The organism is Streptomyces sp. NBC_01334, assembly GCF_035983595.1.
Classification (GTDB): Bacteria; Actinomycetota; Actinomycetes; order Streptomycetales; family Streptomycetaceae; genus Streptomyces; species Streptomyces coriariae.
This window is the reverse complement of record NZ_CP130718.1, coordinates 9,638,080-9,655,740: the sequence shown is the minus strand read 5'-3', so window position 1 is coordinate 9,655,740 and position 17,661 is coordinate 9,638,080. Positions and strand designations below refer to the sequence as shown.

6 protein-coding genes are annotated in these 17,661 nt (G+C 71.3%); 2 read left to right on the top strand and 4 right to left on the bottom strand.

Going from position 1 to position 17,661, the window contains the following annotated elements; all coding sequences use genetic code 11:
* Positions 1 to 339 precede the first annotated feature (339 nt).
* Positions 340 to 882, top strand: coding sequence for a GNAT family N-acetyltransferase (locus OG736_RS42625; RefSeq protein WP_327187864.1), 543 nt, complete (start codon positions 340 to 342; stop codon positions 880 to 882).
* Here OG736_RS42625 and OG736_RS42620 read toward each other — a convergent pair.
* Positions 866 to 997: a hypothetical protein gene (locus OG736_RS42620; protein WP_327187267.1), complete on the bottom strand. Its 132-nt coding sequence runs from the start codon at positions 995 to 997 to the stop codon at positions 866 to 868. The genes OG736_RS42625 and OG736_RS42620 overlap by 17 nt on opposite strands.
* A 27-nt stretch (positions 998 to 1,024) precedes the next feature.
* Positions 1,025 to 1,912, bottom strand: coding sequence for an SCO6745 family protein (locus OG736_RS42615; protein WP_327187266.1), 888 nt, complete (start codon positions 1,910 to 1,912; stop codon positions 1,025 to 1,027).
* Between the two features lie 393 nt (positions 1,913 to 2,305).
* On the opposite strand from OG736_RS42615, the gene OG736_RS42610 reads away from it, so the two are divergent.
* On the top strand, positions 2,306 to 3,337 hold the full coding sequence (locus tag OG736_RS42610) for a 3-oxoacyl-ACP synthase III family protein (RefSeq protein WP_327187265.1): 1,032 nt from the start codon (positions 2,306 to 2,308) through the stop codon (positions 3,335 to 3,337).
* Between the two features lie 141 nt (positions 3,338 to 3,478).
* On the opposite strand, the gene OG736_RS42605 is transcribed toward OG736_RS42610, so the two are convergent.
* Both OG736_RS42605 and OG736_RS42600 read right to left on the bottom strand, forming a co-directional pair.
* Complete coding sequence (locus OG736_RS42605) at positions 3,479 to 11,098, bottom strand: type I polyketide synthase (protein ID WP_327187264.1); 7,620 nt, start codon at positions 11,096 to 11,098, stop codon at positions 3,479 to 3,481.
* Positions 11,095 to 17,607 (bottom strand): SDR family NAD(P)-dependent oxidoreductase, encoded by a 6,513-nt coding sequence (locus OG736_RS42600; protein WP_327187263.1) that lies wholly within the window; start codon positions 17,605 to 17,607, stop codon positions 11,095 to 11,097. The genes OG736_RS42605 and OG736_RS42600 overlap by 4 nt, the downstream gene beginning before the upstream one ends.
* Positions 17,608 to 17,661: the final 54 nt, after the last annotated feature.

Below are 17,661 nucleotides of genomic sequence, written 5' to 3'. Positions count from 1 at the left end.
GACCAACGGTCCGGGCCGGCTTCCACTGGATCACCCGCACCATGCCCATGTGATCTCCTGCTCGTAGTGACGTCTGGGCATCGCGCCAGCAGCGTCTGACAACAGCAGGGGCCTCGAGCGTGCGATGTCCAGAGTCTGGCCGTGCAGCACGATCTCAGCGTTCGATGCGGTTTCGAACGGCCAGCACGAACGGCAGCCGGCGTCGTCCGGATCACGGTGCACGTCCGGCAGTGAACATCGTCCGGTCACGCTCCGGCACGACCGGACGCGCTTTGGAGCGTGTGTCGAAAGTGCCTGGTGAAGATGGTGGAGAGCCCATTTGTGATCCAGAATGATTGGATGGTCACGCTTGAGACTCCCCGTTTGATCCTGCGTCGCTGGCGCCAGGAAGACGTTGCGCCCATGGCTGCCGTCAATGCCGACCCCGAGGTCATGCGTTGGATCCGTGACGGCGGCGTCCGTGACGAACAGCAGACTCGTAGCGGGATCCAGGCATGGGAGAGCGAGTGGGAGTCTCAGGGCTTCGGCCTGTTCGCCGTGGAGATCCGGTCCACCGGCAAGCTGGCCGGGTTCACCGGCCTCTCGGTGCCCGAATTCTTGCCGGAGGTACTGCCGGCGGTCGAGGTCGGCTGGCGGCTGGGACGTTCCCACTGGGGGCAGGGCTTGGCCACCGAGGCCGCTGCGGCCGCTGTACGGTTCGGGTTCGAAGAGCGAGGGCTGGAGCGGATCGTCAGCATCACTCAAGTGGGCAATGACGCCTCCGAACGGATCATGACCAAACTGGGGATGCATCTGTTCCGTGAGACCGTCAATCCCACCTGCGGTCGGCGAGTACGGGTGTTCGAGTTGTCGTCGGACCAGTACGTCACGACCACTCGTTGACGACGGCACCGAGGACAGCAGCCTCGTAGCGGACCGCGAGTTCGTCCTGCTTGGTGACCGGCTCGATGTCTCTTGAGGCGATTGCCGGAAGGCCGTTCCGAGCGTCATTCGTCACTCGACGTGCCGACTTCGCTCTCTCCTGTCATGCGCTCTCCTCGCTGAGGCGGTCGACGGCCCACGGCAGGAGCTCCTTGGCGACCGCGAGGCTGAACGGCCTCATCAGCGAACGAAGTTCGGCGGCCGCGGCAGGACCGAGCGTGATGTAGGGGAGGGCGGCCAGCCTGTCGGTGGCGTGCTCGATCTCCGCCCTGCGCCGCGCACCGTCCTCGGTCAGAGCCAGGCGGGGTCCGTCGTCGAGCCATCCACGTTCGCGCAGGTTCCGCACCGCTTGCTCCCATTGCTCCGGCGTCCATGCCCGTGAGTCGCGCAGCACCCCTGCGTCGATCTCCCCCGTGGCGGCGTGCGTGACGAGAGCCTCGATCCCGCTCAGTCCGGCAGTCAGCAGTGCCGCCACGTGACCGTCGCCGCGGAACTCCCGCAGCAGCGTCTGCGCGTGCCAGAGCACGAGGTGGGGTGCGCTCGGCCACGGCAGTGCCGCGTGCGCGGCGAAGAGGGGGCGGCCCTGAGGATGGCACACGGTCACTTCAGCCGCGCTGCGGGCCAACTCCGCCGCGCGGGCCAGCGCCGGTGAGGAGATGTCCGCGCCGAGGATGCGGCGGAGGGTGGTATCGATCCCGGTGAGCCGGGCGGCGGCGAACCGCTGCGGCGTCGCGGCTTCCCATGCCGCGGGTATGACGCGGCGCACCAGTTGAGGATTGAAGTTGTAGAACGTGGCGATGACCAGATCTGCCGGAGCAGCGCCGAGCGCGGCGGAGCGGGACGCGAAATACCCCGTCGTGGCGTCCACGCCCAACGCGGCGTACTGATCTGCGGCTTCGGGCGAGAAGTAGACAGCCCCGTGGTAAGGCTCGAGAGTTCTCCAGGTCTTGCGCGCAAGGGCCAGGCTGTCGCGGTTCACGTTCTGCGTCATGAGCGGCTCTCCATCCAGTGGCGGATGAAACGTTGTGTTGATCGAGCACGCGACGGCGCATGGAGCACACCAAGACGTACCGTCTGGTCGGTACGCTATCGGAGAGCGGCTCCGGCGACTACTGCCCTGCACCCAGTTCTCGCCACCCGTTCACGATGACTACGCACCCGATTTTGTCTTTTGCCGCCACCACCGTCGGCTTCCGCGCGTCTGCTGCCACTCGCGCCCACGCCGACCCCAGGGCCTCCTGCCGAGCGGGCGCCCCAAGGTTAGGGGGCACGCCGGGCGAGTCAGGGGTTACCGTACGTCGCTCCGCGTTCCTAGGGTCGAGGGGACCCTAGGACCTGCGCCTTTCGGTGCCGGCCGCCACGGACCACCGACCAGGAGCAGACCGTGACAGCTCAACGGGGACCGTTCGCCACGGGAATTCGCGGGACGGGGTCCTTCCTGCCCTCCGGCACCGTGTCCAACGAGGTCGTTGCCGAGCGTGCCGGAGTGACGGCGGAGTGGATCGTACGCAAGACCGGTATTCACGAACGCAGGTACGCCGCCGAGGGCGAAGCGACGTCGGACCTCGCTGTGGCCGCGGCCGAGGCAGCGCTCGTCGACGCCGGTGTCGAGGCGCGTCAGCTCGGCTGGATCGTGGTGGCGACCTCGACGCCGGACCATCCCCAGCCGGCGACCGCGAGCCTCGTGCAGCACCGCCTCGGCGCCATCGGAGCCGCCGCGTTCGATCTCAACGCCGTGTGCAGCGGCTTCGTGTTCGCGCTCGTCACCGCGGCTCGCCTGGTCGCCGCCGACACGGCGGACGAGGGACGGTACGGGCTGGTCGTGGGAGCCGACGTGTACTCGCGCATCATCGACCCGAGCGACCGGCGCACGGCGGTGCTGTTCGGTGACGGCGCGGGGGCGGTGGTGCTCGGCCCGGTGCGCTCCGGATACGGAATCGTCGGCTCTGATCTGACCAGCTTCGGTCGTCACCACGACATGATCGAGGTCCCCGCGGGCGGCAGTCGCAAGCCGGCCTCGGAGAAGACCCTCGCTTCGGGCGAGCACTACTTCCAGATGCAGGGCCGAGCCGTCCGTGAGTTCGTCACGGCGGAACTGCCTGCCTCCATACGGCGGTTGCTCGCGGTCTGCGGCACCGATCCGCACGACGTGCACCATCTCGTCCCGCACCAGGCCAACGGCGCGATGCTGCTGGACGTGCTGCCCGGACTCGGGCTGCCGCGCGCCCGCACCCATCTGACCGTCGCCGGACATGCCAACACCGGTGCGGCCTCCGTGCCGCTCGCGCTCGATGTGGCCCGGCGTCAGCAGCACTTCGGCGACGGGGACACGCTCCTGCTGGCCGGCTTCGGCGGCGGGATGTCCGTGGGCACCGTCCTGGTGCGCTGGGACACTGCGGCCGCGCCCCCGCGGTGAGCTGCCGGACGCCCGGTCGGCGTGAGCCGGTCATCGGACCGGCAGCCCACCACGGCTGAACCTCCGGTCCCCACGACAAGAACGCGACCCGGCACCGCCTGAAGCGCGGTGCCGGGTCGTCGTCGTACGGAGCGGCTTCCGTCAGCGGGCGATGTCCGTCATGCCCCAGAAGACCAGCACTTCCTGGATCAGTCCGTCGCCGTTGACCCGGATGACGTCCACGCAGTTGATCTCCATGCGCGGGCCGTCGGACCTGCCGAGCTGGGCGAGCCGTCCGACCAGCGGCAGCGCGACCCGCACGCCGTCCTGTGCTGCCACGATCGGACCGACGGTGATCTCGGCCCTGGCCTCGATGACCTGTGCGATGTACTCCCCGACGGCCTCGCGCCCGAGCTTGGGCGGTCCGCCGACCGGGTCCTCCATGCGGACGTCGGGCGCCAGCAGCTCCAGGACCTTGTCGAGGTCGCCCGCGTTGAGCCGGCGGAAGTACTCCTCCACGACCTCCTTGCGCGTGGTCTCGTCGAGGAGCTCCACTCCTTCCACCGCGCTCCAGTTGGAGACGTTCTTGCCCGCGAGAGCGTCCCCCAGGACCGCCACCGGGTTCGCCTCCAGCCAGTAGCGGTCGCGCCGGAAGGGGTAGGTGGGCAGCTCCACCGACCGGCCCTGGACGCCCACCGCGGTCAGCGCCTCCCGCCAGTCGACGGTGACGCCGTCGACGTGCGCCCGGGCCAGCACACGCATCAGGCCCGTCACGGCCCCGGCCGATCCGGCGGGTACGCCGTCCGGGAGGCCGACGAACACACCCTGGACGCGCGGCGCCGGACCGCCGTCCGCCGATGGCATGTCCACCGGGGTCTCCTCGTCCAGCCAGTGCCCGGGATCCAGCAGCCGTTCGGCGTCGAGCGGCTCGTCGGTCAGAGCGGACACCAGCCGGAGCCGGGCCGGGTGCGACGCGATGTTCTTCGCCGTCCGACCGAACCCGTCGAGCGCGGCCTCCCGATCCGCCGTGCCGTCGCGCAGCCGCGCCACGGCCACGAGGAGCGCTGCGGCGTCCTCGATCCCCAGAACCCCGGCGGCGTGCGCCGCGCTGATCTCCCCCAGGCGGAGCCCCGCCGCGACCTCCGGTGTCACGCCCAGCCGCGGCAGCGACCGGGACAGCGCCGTCTCGTGGGCGAACGCGACACAGGCGGCGGTCACCGCGTCGGCAGCCGGGCGAACACCGAGGGCGAACTCCTGTACCGGACCGGCCAGTTGGGCGCATGCGTCGAGGTAGACGCACGCCTCGTCCAGTGCGTCGGCGAAGTCCGGCAGCGCTTCGTACAGCTGCCGTGCGGCGGGAGTCGGAGTGTCGGGCAGTGCTTGGCCGGCGAAGACGAACGCGGTGCGCGCCGTGGACACGGCCTCGCCCTGGACGGTCCGGTCGAGGAGGTCTCCCCGCTCCAGGTCCGCGAGCCCTGCCAGCAGTTCCTCCCGGTCGACCGCGAACAGCGCGGCCCGGTGCTCGAACGCCGAGCGCGAGGTCGCCAGGGACCAGGCGAGGTCCGTCAGCTCCGTCTCGGTGTGGGTCTCCGCGAACTCGCGCAGCCTGCGGGCCTGTTGGCGGACCCCGTCCGGGGTGCGGGCGGACACCAGCAGGGGTACGGCGGCGATCTGGCCGTCGGTGCCGACCGCGGGTTGCGGTGTGTCGGCGTCGGGCAGCCAGGCGTCCTGTTCGAGGATGATGTGGGCCTTGGTGCCGCTGGCACCGAAGGAGGAGACACCGGCCCTGCGAGGCCGTCCGCTCTCCGGCCACGGCGTGTTCTCGGCCAGCAGCGAGACCGCGCCGGACGCCCAGTCGACCTGCGGTGTCGGCGAGTCGGCGTACAGGGACCGGGGAAGCAGTCCGTGGCGCATGGCCAGCACCATCTTGATGACGCCGACCAGGCCGGACGCCGCCTGCGGGTGGCCGATGTTGGTCTTGACCGTGCCGAGCCACAGCGGCCGGTCCTCCGCCCGGTCCCGGCCGTAGGTGGCCAGCAGCGCCTGGGCCTCGATCGGGTCGCCGAGCGGCGTGCCGGTGCCGTGCGCCTCCACCGCGTCGACCTCGTCGGGCGACAGCCGAGCGTCGGCCAGGGCCTGGCGGATCAGCCGCTGCTGGGACGGGCCGTTGGGGGCCGACATGCCGTTGCTCTCGCCGTTGTGGTTGACCGCGGAGCCGCGGACGACCGCGAGGACCGGATGGCCCAGGCGGCGCGCCTCGGAGAGCCGTTCGATCATGACCAGCGCGGCTCCCTCACCCCAGCCGGTGCCGTCGGCCTCGGCGGAGAACGCCTTGCAGCGGCCGTCCTCGGCCATGCCGCCGAGGTCGGGCACACCCATCGGGCTGGACAGCACGGTGACACCACCGACCAGCGCCGTCGAGCACTCCCCACGACGCACCGCCTGGCACGCCTGGTGCAGAGCGACGGCCGAGGACGAGCAGCCGGTGTCCACGGTGAACGTGGGGCCTTCGAGGCCGAGGAGGTAGGCGATGCGACCCGAGGCGAACGTCGGGGTGACGCCGGTGCCCAGGAAGGGTTTGACGTCCTCCGCGATGCGGTTGGAGCCCGCCCAGTACGGCTGGAAAAACGTGCCGACGTACACGCCGGTGGAGCCGCCTCGCAGGGTGTGCGGGTCGATGCCGGCCCGTTCGATCGCCTCCCACGACATCTCCAGCAGCAGCCGCTGCTGCGGATCCATCGCCAGTGCCTCGGCGGTGGAGATGCCGAAGAAGTCCGGGTCGAACTCGGCGGCGGTGTCGATGAATCCGCCCGTGCGCAGCCAGCGCCCGCCTGGCATCTCCATCCCGAGTTCCCGCAGCCGCTCGACCGCCTCCCAGGCCCGGTCGGTCGGCAGGTCGGAGATCACGTCGCGGCCTTCGACGACGACGCGCCACAGGTCGTCGGGGCTCTCCACACCGCCGGGCAGTCGGCAGCTCATGCCGACGATGGCCACGGCGTCGTCGTCGAGGGCGTCACCGACGGCCCGACCGGCGAGGCCGGCGGCGGCCGGCTCCTCCGCTTCGCCCAGCACCTCGGCGCGTATCCGGCGGGCCAGCGCGGCGGGCGTCGGGTGGTCGAAGACCAGCGAGGCCGGCAGGCGCAGCCCGGTCGCCTCGTTGAGCCGGTTGCGCAGTTCCACCGCGCTCACCGAGTTGAACCCGAGGTCCTGGAACTGCCGGTCCTGGTCGACCGCGTCGCCGGAGTCGTGGCCCAGCACGGTCGCGGCCTGGGCGCGCACCATCTCCACGAGGAGGCGGTGCTGATCGGCGGGAGCCATACCGGCCAGCTGTTCGGCAAGGGCGGAACGGGACTCGGATTCCCCCTCGTGCCCCGCTTCGGCGGCGCGCAGGATCCTTACGGCTTCGGGCAGTTCGTCGAGGAGGGGGCGGGGACGCGCCGCCGTGAACACCGAGACGAAGCGGTCCCAGTCCATGTCGGTGACGGAGAGGGTGGTCTCGTCGCGGTCGAGGGCCTGGTGCAGTGCCGTGATCGCCAGGTCCGGGTCCATGGCCTTCAGGCCCAGGCGTCGCAGCGCCTCCTCCACACCGGGCTGGCCGGCCACCAGGCCCTGTCCGCTCCACATGCCCCAGGCGACGGAGGTGGCGGCGGCGCCGCGGGCGCGGCGCCGCTCGGCCAGGGCGTCGAGGTAGGCGTTCGCGGCGGCGTAGGGGCCCTGTCCGGCGCCGCCCCACACGCCGGCGTTCGACGAGAAGAGAACGAAGGCGTCCGGCTCGCCTTCTCCTGCCAGCAGTTCGTCCAGTGCCGTGGCCCCACCGGCCTTCGCGCCCAGGGTCTCGGCCAGGTCGGCCAGGTCCGCGTCGGCCAGCGTGGTGAACCGGCCCGCGACGCCGGCGGTGTGCACGACCGCCCGCACCGGCGTGCCCTCGTCCCGCAGCCGCCGCAGCAGCGCGGCCAGGGCGTCCCGGTCCGACGCGTCGCAGGCGACGATGCTCGCCCGGGAGCCCATCTCCTCCAGTTCTTCCCGGAGTTCGGCGGCACCGTCCGCGTCCGGACCACGCCTGCTGGTCAGTACGAGGTGTTCGGCGCCCTGCGCGGCGAGCCAACGGGCCACATGGCCGCCCAGACCGCCGGTCCCACCGGTGATCAGCGTCGTGCCGTCGGGCCGCCACTCGCGTACCGGCGGGGTGTCCTCCAACGGCGCACGGGTCAGGCGGCGTACGAAGGCACCCGAGGGGCGCAGCGCGAGCTGGTCCTCGTCACCCGGCTCGGCCAGCAGGGCGCGCAGCCGGCCCGCAGACCGCGCGTCGACGGTTTCCGGCAGGTCGACGAGGCCGCCCCAGCGGTCCGGGTGCTCAAGTCCCGCGACCCGGCCCAGACCCCATACCTGTGCCTGCACCGGCCGGGTCAGGCGATCGACGCTGCTGACGGAGACGGCGCCCTGGGTGGCGCACCACAGGGGTGCCTCGACGCCCGCGTCACCCAGCGCCTGGAGCAGCGTGAGTGTTGCGCCGAGCCCGGCCGGAACATCGGGATGCTGCGGCAGCGGCGCCTCGTCCAGGGCCAGCAGCGACAGCACTCCGTCGATCTGCGAGTCGGCAGTGCCCAACTCCTGCGTGAACAGCTCGCGTTGGAGCTCCGCCGCGTCCAGGACGACCGTCCGGACCTCGGCGCCGCCGCCACGCAGCGCCTCGGCCGCCGCCGTCACCCACGGATGCTCCCGGTGCGCGGCGGGAGCGACCACCAGCCACGTCCCGGTCAGTGTGGTGTCGGAGCGGGGGGAGATCTGTGCGGGGCGCCAGCCGATGCGGTAGCGCCAGGAGTCGACGACCGAGTGTTCCCTGCGCTGCCTGCGCCAGGAGGCCAGGGCCGGTACCAGGGTCTCCAGGGCGGACCGGGCGTCGGCGGAGTCGAGGGTGCGGGCGAGTTCGTCGAGGTTCTCGCTCTCGACCGCCTCCCAGAAGCGGGTGTCGGCGGCATCGGCCGGCAGACCGCTCGTGTCGTTCTGTTCCGGAGCCGTGCTCTCGAGCCAGTAGTGCTTGCGTTGGAAGGCATAGGTCGGCAGGTCCACCCGACGACCCCCCGGCAGCACACTCGCCCAGTCCACCTCCACACCATGGACGAACGCCTCCGCCACCGAGGTCAGGAAACGGTCCATACCCCCCTCGTCCCGACGCAACGAACCCACCACCACACCAGGCACATCCCCCGCATCCACCGTCTCCGTGATCCCCGTCGCCAGCACCGGATGCGCACTCGACTCGATGAACACCCCGAAACCCTGCTCCAACAAGGCACGAGTCGCCTCCTCGAACCGCACCGGCCGACGAAGATTCGTGAACCAGTACTCCGCATCCAGCCGCGCCGTGTCGACCCAGTCACCCGTCACCGTCGAAAAGAACGGCACCCGCGAAGACACCGGAACAATCGGCGCCAACAACTCCGCCAACTCCTCCCGAATCAGATCCACATGAGCCGAATGCGACGCATAATCCACCGAAACCCGACGCGCCCGCACCCCCTGCCCCTCACACACCACCAGCAACTCCTCCAACGCATCCGCATCACCCGACACCACCGTCGAATGGGGACCGTTCACCGCCGCAACACCCACACGACCCACCCACCCGGCAAGCAGACCCTCGACCCGCTCCCGACCCGCCGCCACCGACACCATCCCACCCAGCCCCGACAACCGCCGCAACGCCCGACTCCGCAACGCCACCACCCGCGCCGCATCCCCCAACGACAGACCACCCGCCACACACGCAGCAGCAATCTCACCCTGCGAATGCCCCACCACCGCAGCCGGCTCCACCCCCACCGACCGCCACAACTCCGCCAACGACACCATCACCGCAAACAACACCGGCTGCACCACATCAACCCGCTCCAACAACCCCACAGACCCCACACCACCCCCCAACACATCCCGCAACGACCACTCCACAAACGGCGCCAACGCCGCCTCACACTCCCCCAACCGCTCCGCAAACACCGGCGAAGACTCCAACAACCCCACCGCCATACCCACCCACTGCGACCCCTGCCCCGGAAACACCAACACCGGCCGCACACCACCCCGACCCACCCCACACACCACACCCGGCGCGGACACACCGGAAGCAAGCGAGACGAGACCGGCCACCAGATCCTCCCGGCCCCGGCCGAGCACGACGGCCCGATGCTCCAGCACCGACCGCGACCCCACCAACGACCACCCCACGTCCACCGGCTCCAACTCCGGCCGCGCGCCGACGAAACGAGCAAGCCGATCCGCCTGGTCCACCAGCCCGGCGCCACTGCGCGCCGACGTCACCCACGGCACCACCTCAACCGGAGCCCGCTCAGCAGCCGGCTCGTCGGTGGACTCGGGAGCCTCCTCGATGATCACGTGCGCGTTGGTGCCGCTGATCCCGAACGACGACACACCCGCCCGCCGCGGGCGATCCTCGGTGCGCGACCACTCGCGCGCCTCCGTCAGCAACTCGACAGCGCCGGAGTGCCAGTCGATGTGCGGCGACCGCTCCTCGGCGTGGAGCGTCTTGGGCAACAGGCGATGGCGCAGGGCCATGACCACCTTGATCACGCTGGCCACTCCGGCCGCGGCCTGGGCGTGGGCGACGTTCGACTTCACCGAACCCAGCCACAGCGGCCGCTCGGCCGAGCGGCTCCTGCCGTACGTGGCTTGCAGCGCCTGGGCCTCGATCGGATCGCCGAGCGGGGTGCCCGTCCCGTGCGCCTCCACGACGTCGACGTCGTCGGGCGACAGGCGCGCGTTCGCCAACGCGGCCCGGATCACGCGCTGCTGGGACGGACCGTTCGGCGCCGTCAGACCGTTGCTGGCACCGTCCTGGTTCACGGCACTGCCGCGCAGGATCGCCAGGACCGGGTGGCCGTTGCGGCGCGCGTCGGACAGCTTCTCCAGCAGTACGAGGCCCGCGCCCTCGCCCCAGCCGGTGCCGTCCGCGGCCGCGGAGAACGCCTTGCACCGGCCGTCAGGGGACAGTGCGCGCTGGCGGCTGAAGCCGACGAAGGTGCCGGGGTTGGGCAGAACGGCGACTCCGCCGGCGAACGCCAGCGAGCACTCGCCCTGACGCAATGACTGGGCCGCCATGTGCAGCGCGACCAGCGACGAGGAGCAGGCGGTGTCCACGGTGACCGCGGGTCCCTCGAAGCCGTAGGTGTAGGCGATGCGCCCCGAGAAGACGCTGCCCGCGCTGCCGGTCATGAAGTGGCTCTCGACTCCCGACGGGAGCTGGGGCGCGGTGCCCGACGCGTAGTGCCGGGTCACGTAGTCCGAGGTGATGCCGCCGGTGAAGACGCCGACGGGTTTGCCGCGCAGCGAGTCGGGCCTGATTCCGGCCCGTTCCAGCACCTCCCAGGAGGTCTCCATCAGCAGGCGTTGCTGCGGGTCCATCGCCAGCGCCTCACGCGGCGAGATCCCGAACAGCTCCGCGTCGAACTCGGCCGCGTCGTAGAGGAAGGCGCCTTCACGGACGTACGTCTTGCCCTGTGCCTCGGGGTCGGGGTCGTAGAGCGCGTCCAGGTCCCAGCCGCGGTTGTCGGGCAGACCGGAGACCGCGTCACGGCCCTCGCTGATCAGGTCCCAGAAGTCCTCGGGGGACTCGACACCGCCGGGGAACCGGCAGGCCATGCTCACGATCGCCACCGGCTCCTGTGCGGCGGCGGCCAGTTCCTGGTTGAGCCTGCGCAGGCGCTCGTTCTCGGTGAGCGACGCCCGCAGTGCCTCGACGATCTTCTCGGAGGATGCGCTGCTCATGAACGGTCCGTCCCTTCGGTGATGTCTGCCGTCGTGTCGCTCTCTCCGAGTGCGATCCGCACCAGGTCGTCCACGTCCATCGAGGCGATGGCGGGGCCGTCCTCCTCCTGGTCGGAGTCGTCGGATGCCGCGGTGTCCGCGGGTGTCCCGGCCAGGCCGAGCAGCGCGTCCAGGAGTCCGGCCCGCCGTATGCGGTCCAGGGGAATCGAGTCGATGAGCCGCCGGAACCGGGCCTCGTCGGCCGGGGCGGGTGCCGGGCCGTCGGGTCCGTCCGCCGCCCCGGTCCCTCCGGTGTCGAGGGCCAGTTCGTCGAGGATGTGGGCGGCGAGGGCGTTGGGGGTGGGGTAGTCGAAGACCAGTGACGCGGCCAGCCGCAGTCCGGTGGCTCCGTTGAGCCGGTTGCGCAGTTCCACCGCGGTCAGCGAGTCGATGCCCATGTCCTGGAAGGCCCGGCCGGGGTCGATCCCCGCGGCCGAGGAGTGCCCCAGGACGGCGGCGAGGTCCGCGCGGACCAGCTCGACGACGATGCGTTCGTGCTCCGTCACGGGCAGGCCATCGAGCCGTTCGGCGAGCGAGGGCCCCTGTGCGGCGGCGGTGCTCGCGGCGCGCCGGACCGTGGCGCGCACCAGCCCGCCCAGGATCGGCGGCAGGGTGCCGGCCGTGGCCTGGGAGCGCAGCGCGGCCTTGTCCAGTCGAACGGGGACGAGCAGGGGCCGGCCGGCGCCGAGAGCGGCGTCGAGCAGCGCCATGCCCTGGTCGTCGGTGATCGGGGCCAGTCCGGTGCGGGAGATACGGGCCGCGTCGTCGTGTCCGAGTTGCCCGGCCATGCCGCCGGTCCGTGCCCACAGTCCCCAGGCGAGGGACAGGCCCGGAAGTCCCTGGGCCCTGCGGCGATGGGCGAACGCATCGATGAACGAGTTCGCCGCCGCGTAGTTGCCCTGGCCCGGGCTGCCGAAGATCCCGGAGGCCGAGGAGAACAGGACGAACCCGGCCAGGTCGAGACCACGGGTCGCCTCGTGCAGGTGCAGCACCGCGTCGACCTTGGCCCGCATGACCGTGTCGACACGCTCCGCGTCCAGGGCCGTGAGGGTGGCGTCGGCGACCACGCCGGCGGTGTGGACGACGGCGGTGAGCGGATGCTCCACCGGTACCTTCGCGATCAGCTCGGCCACCGCGTCCCGGTCCGCCACATCGCACGCGACGACCGACACCTGCGCACCGGCCGCTTCCAGTTCGGCCAGCAGCTCCCGTGCTCCGGGCGCCTCCACGCCCCGACGGCCCGCCAACAGCAGATGCCGCATGCCGTGCTCCGCCACCAGGTGCCGGGCCACCAGCGCACCCAGCGCCCCCGTACCGCCCGTGATCAGAACCGTGCCGTCCCTGTCCCAGGCGGGCGGCATCACCAGCACGTTCTTGCCGACATGCCGAGCCTGACTCACGAACCGGAACGCCTCCGCGGCCCGCCGCACGTCCCACGCCGTCACCGGAAGGTGCCGCAACACCCCCCGCTCGAACAGCCGCACCACCTCGGTGAGGATCTCCTGGAACCGGTCGAGGCCGGCTTCGAGGAGGTCGAACGAGCGGTAGGCGACCCCGGGGTGGTCGGCTGCCACCTGCTCCGCGTCCCGGATGTCGGCCTTGCCCATCTCGATGAACCGCCCGCCACGCGGCAGCAGCCGAAGCGACGCGTCGACGAACTCACCGGCCAGGCTGTCCAGCACGACGTCCACACCCCGGCCGGCCGTCGCGGCCAGGAACGTCTCCTCGAACTCCACCGTCCGCGACGACGCGATGTGCTCCGCGTCCAGCCCGCCCGCCCGCAGCGTGTCCCACTTGCCGGCACTCGCCGTCCCGAACACCTCCGCGCCCAGATGCCGGGCGAGCTGCACCGCGGCCATCCCCACACCGCCCGCCGCCGCGTGCACCAGCACCGACTCCCCCGGCCGCACCTTGGCCAGGTCCACCAACCCGTAGTAGGCGGTGGCGAAAACAGTGGGCACGGATGCCGCCTGCTCGAACGTCCAGTCGTCCGGTACGCGTACCAGGGCGCGATGGTCGGAGACCGCCGTGGGGCCGAAGGCGGACGACAGCATGCCCATCACGCGGTCGCCCGGCGCCAGGGTGGTCACTTCGGAGCCGACGTCGGTCACGACTCCGGCACCCTCGCCGCCCATCCGCGCGTTGCCGGGGTACATGCCGAGGGCGATGAGGACGTCACGGAAGTTCAGTCCCGCCGCGCGCACGGACACCCGCACGTCCAACGGCCCCAACGGCTCCTCCGCCGACGGCACCAACGCCAGGTTCTCCAACGTCCCCGGGCTCGTCACGTCCAGCCGCCACGGCACCCCCGCCGGAGGCACCAACTCCGCGCCGCTCGAACCCGACCGCGCCAGGCGCGCCGCCAGCACCCGACCCGCACGCACCGCCACCTGGGACTCACCCGAGCCCAGCGCCCCCGGGAGCACCTCCGCCAACTCCACACCCTCGTCGACGTCCACCAGCACGAAGCGACCCGGATTCTCCGTCTGCGCCGACCGCACCAGACCCCACAGCGCCGCTTGGGTCAGGTCGGGTACGTCGTCGTGCGCGCCGACGCCCACCGCGCGACGCGTGACCATCACGAGCCGTGAGTCGGCGAACCGCTTCTCGTTCACCCACTTCTGGAGAACCGTCAGCGCCTGGAGCGTGGACTGCCGTACGGCGGCCGCAAGCTCCGGCGTGGACGGGGCGACGCAGGGCAGGACCACGAACTCCGTTGCGCCATCGGTGAATTCCAGAGATTCGAGAGCGTCCGTGACATCGACGCCGACGCCTGCATCCTCGCCGCTGAGCAGCGTCCACCGCGCCGGCTGGACCAGGTCGTCGGCCGGGACCTCCACGGGAACCCAGTCGAGGACGTAGGGCGCTTCCTTCTCCTCACCCCGGACTCGCTCCAGTTGTTCCGGGGACATCTCCGGGATGAGCAGCCGCTCCACCAGCGCGACCGGTGCGCCCGTGGGGTCGGCGAGCGCGACCGTCACCGCGTCCGGTCCTGCGGGCGACAGCCTCACTCGCACCGTCGAGGCACCGGAGGCGAAGACCGAGACGCCGCTCCAGGCGAACGGCAGCCTCATGGAACCGCCACTGTCGAAGAAGGCACCGGCGCCGGCGGACTGCAGGGCCGCGTCGAGCAGCGCCGGATGCAGTGTGAAGCGGCCGGCCGTCTCCTGTTCCTCCGCAGGCAGGCTCACCTCCGCGAAGACCTCGTCGCCACGCCGCCAGGCCGCCCGCAGCCCCTGGAAGGAGGGGCCGTAGGCATAGCCGAGCCGTGCGTAGGCCTCGTAGAACCCGTCGAGTTCCACCGGCGCCGCGTCGGCGGGGGGCCACGCACCGAGGTCGTACCGTTCCGTCGGCACGTCAGGGCTCAGGACACCGCTGACATGGCGGGTCCACTCCTCCTCGGGACCGGTCTGGGAGTGCACGGTCATCGGGCGCCACCCGGACTCGTCCGGGGCACCCACGCCGACCTGCACGGTGACACCGCCCTCCTGGGGGACCACCAGCGGGATCTCCAGGGTGAGTTCCTCGACGCGTCCGCAGCCCACCTCGTCCCCGGCCCGCAGGGCGATCTCGACCAGACCCGCGCCCGGCAGCAGAACCGTGCCGCCGATCTCGTGATCCGCCAGCCAGGGGTGGGTACGCAGGGACAGCCTGGACGTGATGACGATTCCCTGGTCCTCGGCGAGCGGGACGGCCGCTCCGAGAAGGGGATGATCCGCAGCGGTCAGTCCCAGCGCCGCCGGATCGCCGCCGGCGGGTTCCGCGTCCTCCAGCCAGTAGCGTCGGCGCTGGAAGGCGTAGGTGGGCAGTTCCACGCGGCGCCCGCCGGGGAGCAGGGCGGGCCAGTCGACGTGGACACCGTGCACGAACGCCTGCGCCACGCCGGCCAGCAGTGTCTCCGGTTCGGGGCGGTCCTTGCGCAGCAGCGGGACCGCCCGCAGGCCGTCGCCGCCGTCGAGGAACTCCTGGGCCAGCGCGGTCAGGACACCGTCCGGGCCGACCTCCACCAGCACGCCGACACCGTCAGCGGCCAGCGCGGTGACGCCGTCACCGAAACGGACCGCCTCGCGCACATGCCGCACCCAGTACTCAGACGCAGTCAGCTCACCCGGCTCGGCAAGTCGGCCTGACACGTTCGAGACCACCGGCAGCCGCGGCTCGTGGAAGGTGATCTTCCCGGCAACCCGCCGGAAGTCCTCCAGCATCGGCTCCATCAACGGCGAATGGAACGCATGACTGACCCGCAGGCGCCGGGACTTCACCTCCCCCAGCCGCGAAACCACTTCCTCCACAGCCTCCGCCTCACCGGAGACCACCACCGACGACGGACCATTGACCGCGGCAATCGCCACACGATCGGCCAAGTCCGCGATCCCGGCCGCGACTTCCGCCTCACCCGCCTGTACGGCGACCATGACCCCACCAGCCGGCAACGCCTGCATCAACCGGCCTCGCGCCGCCACGAGCTGTGCCGCGTCCTGAAGCGAGAACACCCCCGCCACATGAGCCGCAGCGATCTCCCCGATCGAATGCCCGATCAACACATCAGGCCGCACCCCGAAGCTCTCCAACAGCCGCACCACCGCCACCTCAAAAGCGAACAGGGCAGCCTGCGTCACCTCCGTCCGCCCCAACCCATCCGCATCCGCGAACACACCCGGATCCAGACCCAACGCGCCGCTCACCTCATCCAGGGCCTCCGCGAACACCGGGTAACCGGCAGCAAGTTCAGCGCCCATGCCGGCCCGCTGCGCCCCCTGCCCCGAGAACCCGAACGCCACCCGCGCCCGCCCCCGAGTCACCCCGGACACCACACCCGTCGCGGACCCACCCGAGACAAGCGATCCGAGACCGGCCACCAAATCGTCCCGGCCCTTGCCGAGCACCACCGCCCGGTGGTCCAGCAACGACCGCGACCCGACCAGCGAGAACCCCACGTCCACCGGGTCCTGGTCGGGACGCTCTTCCACGAGTTGAGCCAACCGATCCGCCTGGGCTGCCAGCCCCTCCGCGCTTCGCGCCGACACCACCCACGGCACCACCGGAACCGGGACACGGACACCGGACTCGGCAGCGGAATCGACAGGGGACTCCGGGGCCTGTTCCACGATCACGTGCGCGTTGGTGCCGCTTACTCCGAAGGACGAGACCCCGGCCCGCCAAGGCCGGTCGACCTCCGGCCACTCCCGTGCGACGGTCAGCAACTCCACCGCGCCGGCCGACCAGTCGACGTTCGTCGACGGCGCGTCCACGTGCAGGCTCTTGGGCAGTATCCCGTGCCGCATCGCGAGGACCATCTTGATCACACCCGCGGCGCCGGCGGTGGCCTGCGTGTGCGCGATGTTCGACTTCACCGAGCCGAGCCACAGCGGACGCCCCTCCGGGCGCCCTTGGCCATACGTGGCCAGCAGCGCCTGCGCCTCGATCGGGTCGCCGAGAGACGTACCCGTGCCATGGGCCTCCACGGCGTCAACGTCGTTCGCCGAGAGCCCGGCGTTGGCCAGCGCGGCCCGGATGACGCGCTGTTGCGACGGGCCGTTGGGGGCCGTCAGGCCGCTGCTCGCGCCGTCCTGGTTCACGGCGCTGCCACGGATCACCGCCAGCACCTCGTGCCCGTTGCGACGGGCGTCCGACAGCCGTTCCAGCAGGAGCATCCCGACACCCTCGCCCCAGCCGGTCCCGTCGGCCGCGTCCGCGAACGGCTTGCAGCGGCCGTCCGGCGCGAGGCCGCGTTGGCGGCTGAACCCGACGAAGGGGTAGGGACTGACCAGCACGGACACTCCGCCCGCGAGTGCCATGGAGCACTCTCCGCTGCGCAGAGCCTGGCTCGCGAGGTGCATCGCCACCAGGGACGACGAGCACGCCGTGTCCACCGTCACCGCGGGACCTTCGAGGCCGAAGGTGTAGGCGACCCGGCCGGAGAGGACGCTGGAGGATCCGCCCGTGATGGCGTATCCCTCGGCGCTGTCGGGGACCTTGCGGCTGCCGGAGACATAGTCGGACCAGGCGGCGCCCGCGAACACGCCGATGTCACGGCCCTTGAGCGCGCCGGGGTCCAGCCCGGCCCGCTCGAACGCCTCCCAGGCCGCCTCCAGCAGCAGCCGCTGCTGCGGGTCCATGGAGAGTGCCTCGCGCGGTGAGATGCCGAACAGTTCGGCGTCGAACTCGGAGGCGCCGTAGACGAACGCGCCCTCCCTCGCATAGCTCTTGCCGGGCGCGTCCGGGTCGGGATCGAAGAGGTTGTCGAGGTCCCAGCCCCGGTCGTCCGGGAATCCGGCCACGGCGTCCCGGCCCTCGACGAGCAACCGCCAGTAGTCCTGGGGGGATTCGATGCCTCCGGGGAACCGGCAGGCCACGCTGACGATGGCTATGGGCTCCCGTGACCCGGCCTCGACCTCCTTGAGGCGCTGCCTGGTCTCCGACAGTTCCCCGGTGACGCGCCTGAGGTAGTCCCGGAGCTTTTCTTCCACGCCGACCATGTGAATCCCGTCTTCCACGCGTTTGGGTGCCGATCAGGGGCGAAG